Source organism: Bacteroidota bacterium, from assembly GCA_018831055.1.
Classification (GTDB): Bacteria; Bacteroidota; Bacteroidia; order Bacteroidales; family B18-G4; genus M55B132.
The window spans coordinates 1-6,469 of sequence record JAHJRE010000174.1 but is presented as its reverse complement, the minus strand read 5'-3'; the positions used below and the strand labels follow the sequence as shown (position 1 = coordinate 6,469).

The window sequence follows — 6,469 nt, the reverse complement described above, 5'->3', positions numbered from 1 at the left end:
TAATCTGTGGTTTATTTTTTCAACACAGATTACTCGGATTTTCACAGATTAAAAAGAAAAATGAATTTTAAAATTCCCATGGATGAAAAAGAAGAAATCTGTGGCACCCAAATATTAGTCCCCAAAAAAAGGAAACATCCCCCCTTGAAGAAGAAATTTATTTCTGCGTAATCCTTCTCCTTTTGATGGTTTTGGCGGCCAGCGAATAAAGCAGCAGTATAAAAGTAAAGAAAACCGCCACTCTGGCGATATAATCCCCGTAACGGGTATAAAAAGTGATCTTATCATTGGCATTGATCTTCTGCCGTATGGCAGCAGGCACCCAATATTCCGTTTTCTGGAAGACCTCTCCCTTTTGGCTGATAAAACAGGAGATACCGGTATTGGCGGATCGACCGATGCTTCGTCTTGTCTCAATGGCCCTCATCCTGGAGAAGGATAAATGTTGACGGTACCCCGGGGTATCTCCCCACCAGCCGTCGTTGGTGACCACGAACATGATGTTGGCGCCGTTAATGACAAATTCGGAGAAAAACTCTCCAAAGACGGATTCGTAGCAGATGGCGGCACCCATTTTCAGGGAGTCCCGGGGGCGGGTAAAAACTACCCTGTTATCATCGGTACCCAGTGTTCCGATGGTACCGCCCAGGTCGAGTGCATATTTTTCCAGGAAGCGCATGTATTTCGGGTATGGCATCATTTCTACGCCCGGGGTGAGTCTGGATTTGTGCGACCACTGGGTAATCTTTCCCGTATCGATATAAAAAACAGTGTTGTAGGCATCGTAAAAGCGTTCGTTATCGCGGAATTTCCGGGCAGAGGGCGGAACGGCTTCACCGGGGTGGTATTCTTTAAACGTCGACGCCCCGATGATCACGGCCAGTTGGGGATGATCGCGGGTAAAATCCTGCACCAGCCCGAGGCTTTCGGAATACTCCAGTTTTCTTTCCCAGATGCTTTCCTGGAGAGCGGATTCAGGACAAACGACCACTTCAACCGAAGGATCGATCAGGGTTTTCGCGAGGTCAAAGTTTCTCCGGATCACCTCGGGAGGCGGGAGCTCATATTGTTCGGTATAAGGATCAACATTGGGCTGAACCACCACCACATCCACGGGCGTTCCGGTCTCCACATAATTGGCATACCGTATAAACGAATACAACAGCGGTACAGCGAGAATAAGGCCCAGGAATATCACATTGGCATAATAAATGCGTGGCGTCAGCTTCCTGGAAGGGCCATTTGACAAAATCCAGTACACCAGGATATTCACCATGAGGACCCACAGACTGCCCCCGAAGGTACCGGTAAACTCATACCATTGGATCCACTTCACGTAATTGGCAAAACCGTTGCCGAGGTTGAGCCAGGGCCAGTTCAGGTCCCAGTTGAGATGTACATATTCAAACGAAAGCCAGTAGAAAACCAGGATAAAAAAGCCCTTACCCGGCCGGTAAATATAACGCTTGGAAACATGGTACAGGTTAAATACAAAAGCCATGAACAAGGCATTTGCAATCACTGCTGCGGAGCCTCCCGCCGGGCTTGCGTTCCATATCCACCAGGTTGTGAGGGAGGTCCATACCAGGAAACCCGGAGATGTGTAAAAAAGTACGCTGAAAAGATGGAAGCGTTCTTTGTTCCGGTGGATATAATCCTCAATAAACAGCATCGGCACCAGGGCGATAAAAAGTAATCCCGGAAAGCCATCGGCCGGCCAGGCCAGGGTCAGCAGAACGCCTGAAAGCAAGGATAATAGAAGAAGATGAAGCTTTTTCATAGAAAAGGTTTAAAGGGAATAAAGATATTAAGAATCGAAGAAACCTGAAATTAAAATTTCGCTTCACCTGCTTAATAAAACCGGCAGGGGAAATTGTGGATTCTGTATTCTGTATTCTGTAGGTACAATCGGATATGCAATTGAGAATTTGCTATTTACAATGCATTGACAATATCAAATCGCATATTGCCAATCCTATTGAAAATACAGAATACAGAATACAGAATTGCCAAAATCCTTTCCTTTCGCACCTCTAATCGCAGACAACCACCTTCTTTCTCCCCAAAACCACCTTCCCTTCTTTCAGCACCACAAAATACACCCCGGGCGTGTAGTCGGAAACATCGATCTGGGTTTGGGATTGGTTGGGGGGGATGTTTATCGATTTAATGAGTCTTCCCCAGATATCGTATAAATAAATTGACAATTCTGAATTGACAATTGACAATTGACAATTTAATCTTTCCCTTGCCGGGTTAGGGAAAACCTCCAGGGCATCGGCGGTATTGGATTTTGTGTTTATGGCAGGCCATTCTGTGGTGCCTACGATGAGGCCGCAGTCGTCCGGGACAATGGTGTCGGATGCGATGGGGTATGGGCAAAGCGTGTCATATTTAAATGGGTAGGTATAAAAAGTATCACTTTCCAGATGTTGGTTCAATTTAAATAGATACGTATCCCATTGGTCTTCCAAATCAAAGTATTTCATAGTATAAAAAAGTGCTTTTTTGTCGAATGTGACACGAACACTGGCCATATACATTTCATCCACTAAATCCTGTTCATATAATATATGTCCCATAGTATCGATTATCACAGCCTTGGGGGCTGCGGTGCCTTCCCAGCTGGCACTGGCTGCCAATGTTGAATCGGAAAAAAACCTGGCATCATCCAAAATACCTTTGTAGCCTGGTGGTTTTAAGTCATAAACAGTATCCATTTGACCGTTCATATCCATTTTTAACAAGCCTGGTGCATTCCCAATCCCATGGCGGTAATAATGGCTAATGGAGGAATAGAAATAAGTACTGTCGGGCCCAATTACAGTAGTATGGGCTTTCCCACCAATGTTATTTGGATGTAAACCGGCAACCAGTTCCCATTCAAAATTTCCGAGTGAGTCTGTTTTGATATAATACGGGCTTAGATATGCAAGGGTGTCCCATGGATTTGAATAATAGCAAAAGCCGGTCATTAAAAATCCCTGGTCGGGTGTTAGTATCAGGTTTGTAGTCCTTTCGCTGTCTGTATGGCCGGTAGTAGGTGGATAATGATACATCCAAAGCTGTTCACCCTCCCTGGAAAAGCGTACAAGGTAATCTTTATCAATTAGGCTCTCTCCCAGCATAATTGTAGCACATCCGCCATCTTTAGTAACACATAGGCCACTCATATAATCTTGGTAACCGGGACTCGGGTATATCTTGCACCACTCCTTTTCACCACACTTATTAAGTTTTATGATCATTGGATCTGGATAATCTCCTACTAAACCACGAACACCAGTAAGGTATGTGTCATTATATTTATTTAATTCTATACCATATATGTCTACTACGTTTATACCATCACCTATAGTTTTTTCCCAAAGAACATTGCCATTAATATCAGATTTGATCAACCAATTATAACGTGGATAAGGCCAACCCATCCTACCCATGAGAAGATAACCATGATCGTAGGATTCTGTTAAGAACAGTTTCGGGGCATCATCGTCATCATGGTACACTTTCATCCATCTGTTTTGAGCGATCCCTTGTATGGATAACAAGGCAGAAAATAGTATAATAATAAACCCTGGTGTTTTCATAGTATCATCTTGAAATAGATATTTTTTTACTTTCTAAAATATTATAGCCCTGCATTAGCCGGAGAATATATATTCCTGCCGGAAGGTCATGCACAGGAACAAGTACTTGGTTTTGTTGACACTCAGCATCAATGGATGCAATATGTTTTCCCGAAATGTCTGTCAGGATCAACAGGGCATCATCATAATGCCGGTCCAAAGAATATTCAACAATAAAAAATGTTTTCGCAGGATTAGGGAAAACCAAAAGCTTTGATGCCTGCTTTTTGCTTCCCTGGTGATGCCAGATAGGAGTGACCTTGAAGTTTGCAGGTAAATAAACAGGCTCAATATATTGAAGCTCATTTGCATTAATTAACATATTGCGTGCAAATACTCCGGGTAAGGTGTTTTGATGAAAATATATGTCATAAACACTGGCAATTTGGACACTGTCCAAAGCATTGGTGTCTTTGATGATATCCCATTGGATTTCGATCAGATCTGAATAAAGATTACAGATCTCCGTCTCATTCGGGCTTAAGGTGAATTGGTTGGGAATATCATTCATAATAGCAAATGCATTTGCTGAATCGCCATGGCTTATATAATACAACGCTAAGTGGTAATGCGCTTCTGGATAAGTTTGCCTGTATAATAAGGATATTATACTATCACCTGATGAAGCATTGATGGTATCACTATGATAATGTCTGAGTAGTTTGGCAAAAGATCTGTCTCTTGCTGTTTTATGGCCTGACAGTTTTTGTTCCAGAAGCTCCTTATTGCCAAATACATATTGACCCATCATTATCTCATCCATCATATAGTCGGGCATAGGATCAAATCGTGCATTCAGGTTCTGCATCACGGATGGTGTTTTGGCCGATTGTGGGTTGGCTACCAATACATCACGGATCATGACATTCGGCAGTACATTCTCCTTTTGAATGGATGAGATCATCACCGTATCGGATAAATATGGTGAGTGGCTCATCAACTCCTGTCTTACTTCAAGGGCTTCATCCGGTAAGCTGAGTTGAACTTCCTGGTTCAGCCCTTCCGTATCACCACCGTCAATATATATGTTCAAGGTATCAAGGTAAGCATCAACAAGAGCTGATTCACTGGCCAGCATGCTTGATGCTGAAGTAAGGTTTATTCCGGTTCCAATATTTGACGGGCAGGCTTCTGATTTTGAATTATAAGTAACACTTTGATCTGGTATTGGTTTTATATGTTCAGAAGGAGCTGGTGGGTTACGATGATCCGGCTCAACTTTTATTTCAGGATTCCCAACATTCCCATGATAGGTATATTCAATCTGGTGGCAATTTTCAAGATTCGTGTAGTTGGTATAATCCCCACTCATTTCAGTAAATGTATTGCCGGCTGCATAGGTTGGATCGGGATACTGGCCTTGTGGTGGTATAGGAGCAACATCTCCCTGCTTATATGCAACACCTAAATAACCGCTACCGCCTTCATTTGTTACATAAATGTCATTTGTGCAATCCGTGAAATCGTTGCACTTAATGCATAAGCCTGTGCCATATCCATCTCTGTTGTTTCCGGCAGCAATAATTCCTGCCTTATGCCCATTAAAACTGTTGTTGTATATTTCATTATGATGTGGTCCCGCATTTAAAATCTGCAATCCACCGGTTTCAATGAGATTTGAAGCATTTAAGAAATCGTTTTCTTCGATTGTAAAGTTCTGGCAGTATTCCAGATTGGCTCCTATTACAATTTCATCTCCATAGCCCGACAAGTCATGGTTTTCATCAAGAACAAAGCTATTCCTGTTGATGCTTTGTTGTGAAACAAGGCTCATATAAATGCCGGTTTTATTGTTTTTAAAGATAGCGCTGTCAATATCTATTATTTCATTGAATTCTGCATTCAGCGCATAAATTCCATGATCCAGGCTGGAGAATGAACATGGAATGGGATTGGTGCAGGGGTATGTATTATCCCTGCAATAACTTTGGACATAAAAACCTGCATTAAAACTATATATTCCGTTTCCCTTGAATTGCTGAGACTGGCAATCAGCCTGAGTTACGTTGTTTGTGAAAGAACAACCCTTAAACTTAATTCCATCAACAGTATTCAGGCTTACATACTTTTCTTTTATACATATTTCGTCATTAATGAAACAGGTATTCTTGAAATATGATGCGTTCGGCATGTCGGCCTGCGAATAAGGACTAAAATTCGTGTATGAATAGAATGATACATCGGTGTTGTTGTTAGAGAAAAAGGCGCTATCGCATTTTATAATCCCTCCCGTAGTTCCATAATAATACTCTCCGTTAATGATTCTTGAAACCTGAATTCCATCATCTGCATGAGCAATAGTTCCACCGTTTGTTATTCTCACATAGCCCTGGTTTGAAAAAGGGTACTGGCTCAGATATGTATCCCCCCATACATCAATGCCTTCCCAAAAAGCATCACAGACATTGGTGATTTTTCCTCCATTTAACAGCAATTGCCCACCTGTTTCAACAAAAATATTTGTTCCCGGTGCCATCCCAACCAGTCCGGTTATTTCAAGGGCTCCACCATTTTGGATATAATCATCATGATTTTTTACAATATAATCTTCCCAAAGGGTATATTCATCAATCCTTTCAGGATTTTGGTCGAGAGTGCAATCGAAATACACCAATGTAAACTCAAAGTCATCTACCACATCTTCGTCATCCTGATGGATATCTATAAGGTATGTTGCTTTATTAAATCCATCTCCTGAAATGGGGCAGTTAATATCGTAGCTTATCTTTATATCTTTATAATTTGTAAGATTACAGATATTCGGACTTGTATCCAAACCATTCATGTCTAATTCGAAACAGTTACCTTCATCGGATAATTCAATTACAGGATCCGGATTG

At 41.9% G+C, this 6,469-nt stretch carries 3 protein-coding genes; all 3 read right to left on the bottom strand.

The features are described 5' to 3' along the window. Positions 1–157: 157 nt before the first annotated feature. On the bottom strand, positions 158–1,780 hold the full coding sequence (lnt, locus tag KKA81_11315; protein MBU2651515.1) for an apolipoprotein N-acyltransferase: 1,623 nt from the start codon (positions 1,778–1,780) through the stop codon (positions 158–160). A 253-nt stretch (positions 1,781–2,033) separates the two neighbouring features. Continuing rightward, on the bottom strand, positions 2,034–3,515 hold the full coding sequence (locus KKA81_11310) for a T9SS type A sorting domain-containing protein (protein MBU2651514.1): 1,482 nt from the start codon (positions 3,513–3,515) through the stop codon (positions 2,034–2,036). 79 nt (positions 3,516–3,594) lie between these two features. Further along, on the bottom strand, positions 3,595–6,469 hold a 2,875-nt coding region (locus KKA81_11305; protein ID MBU2651513.1), incomplete at its 5' end, for a T9SS type A sorting domain-containing protein.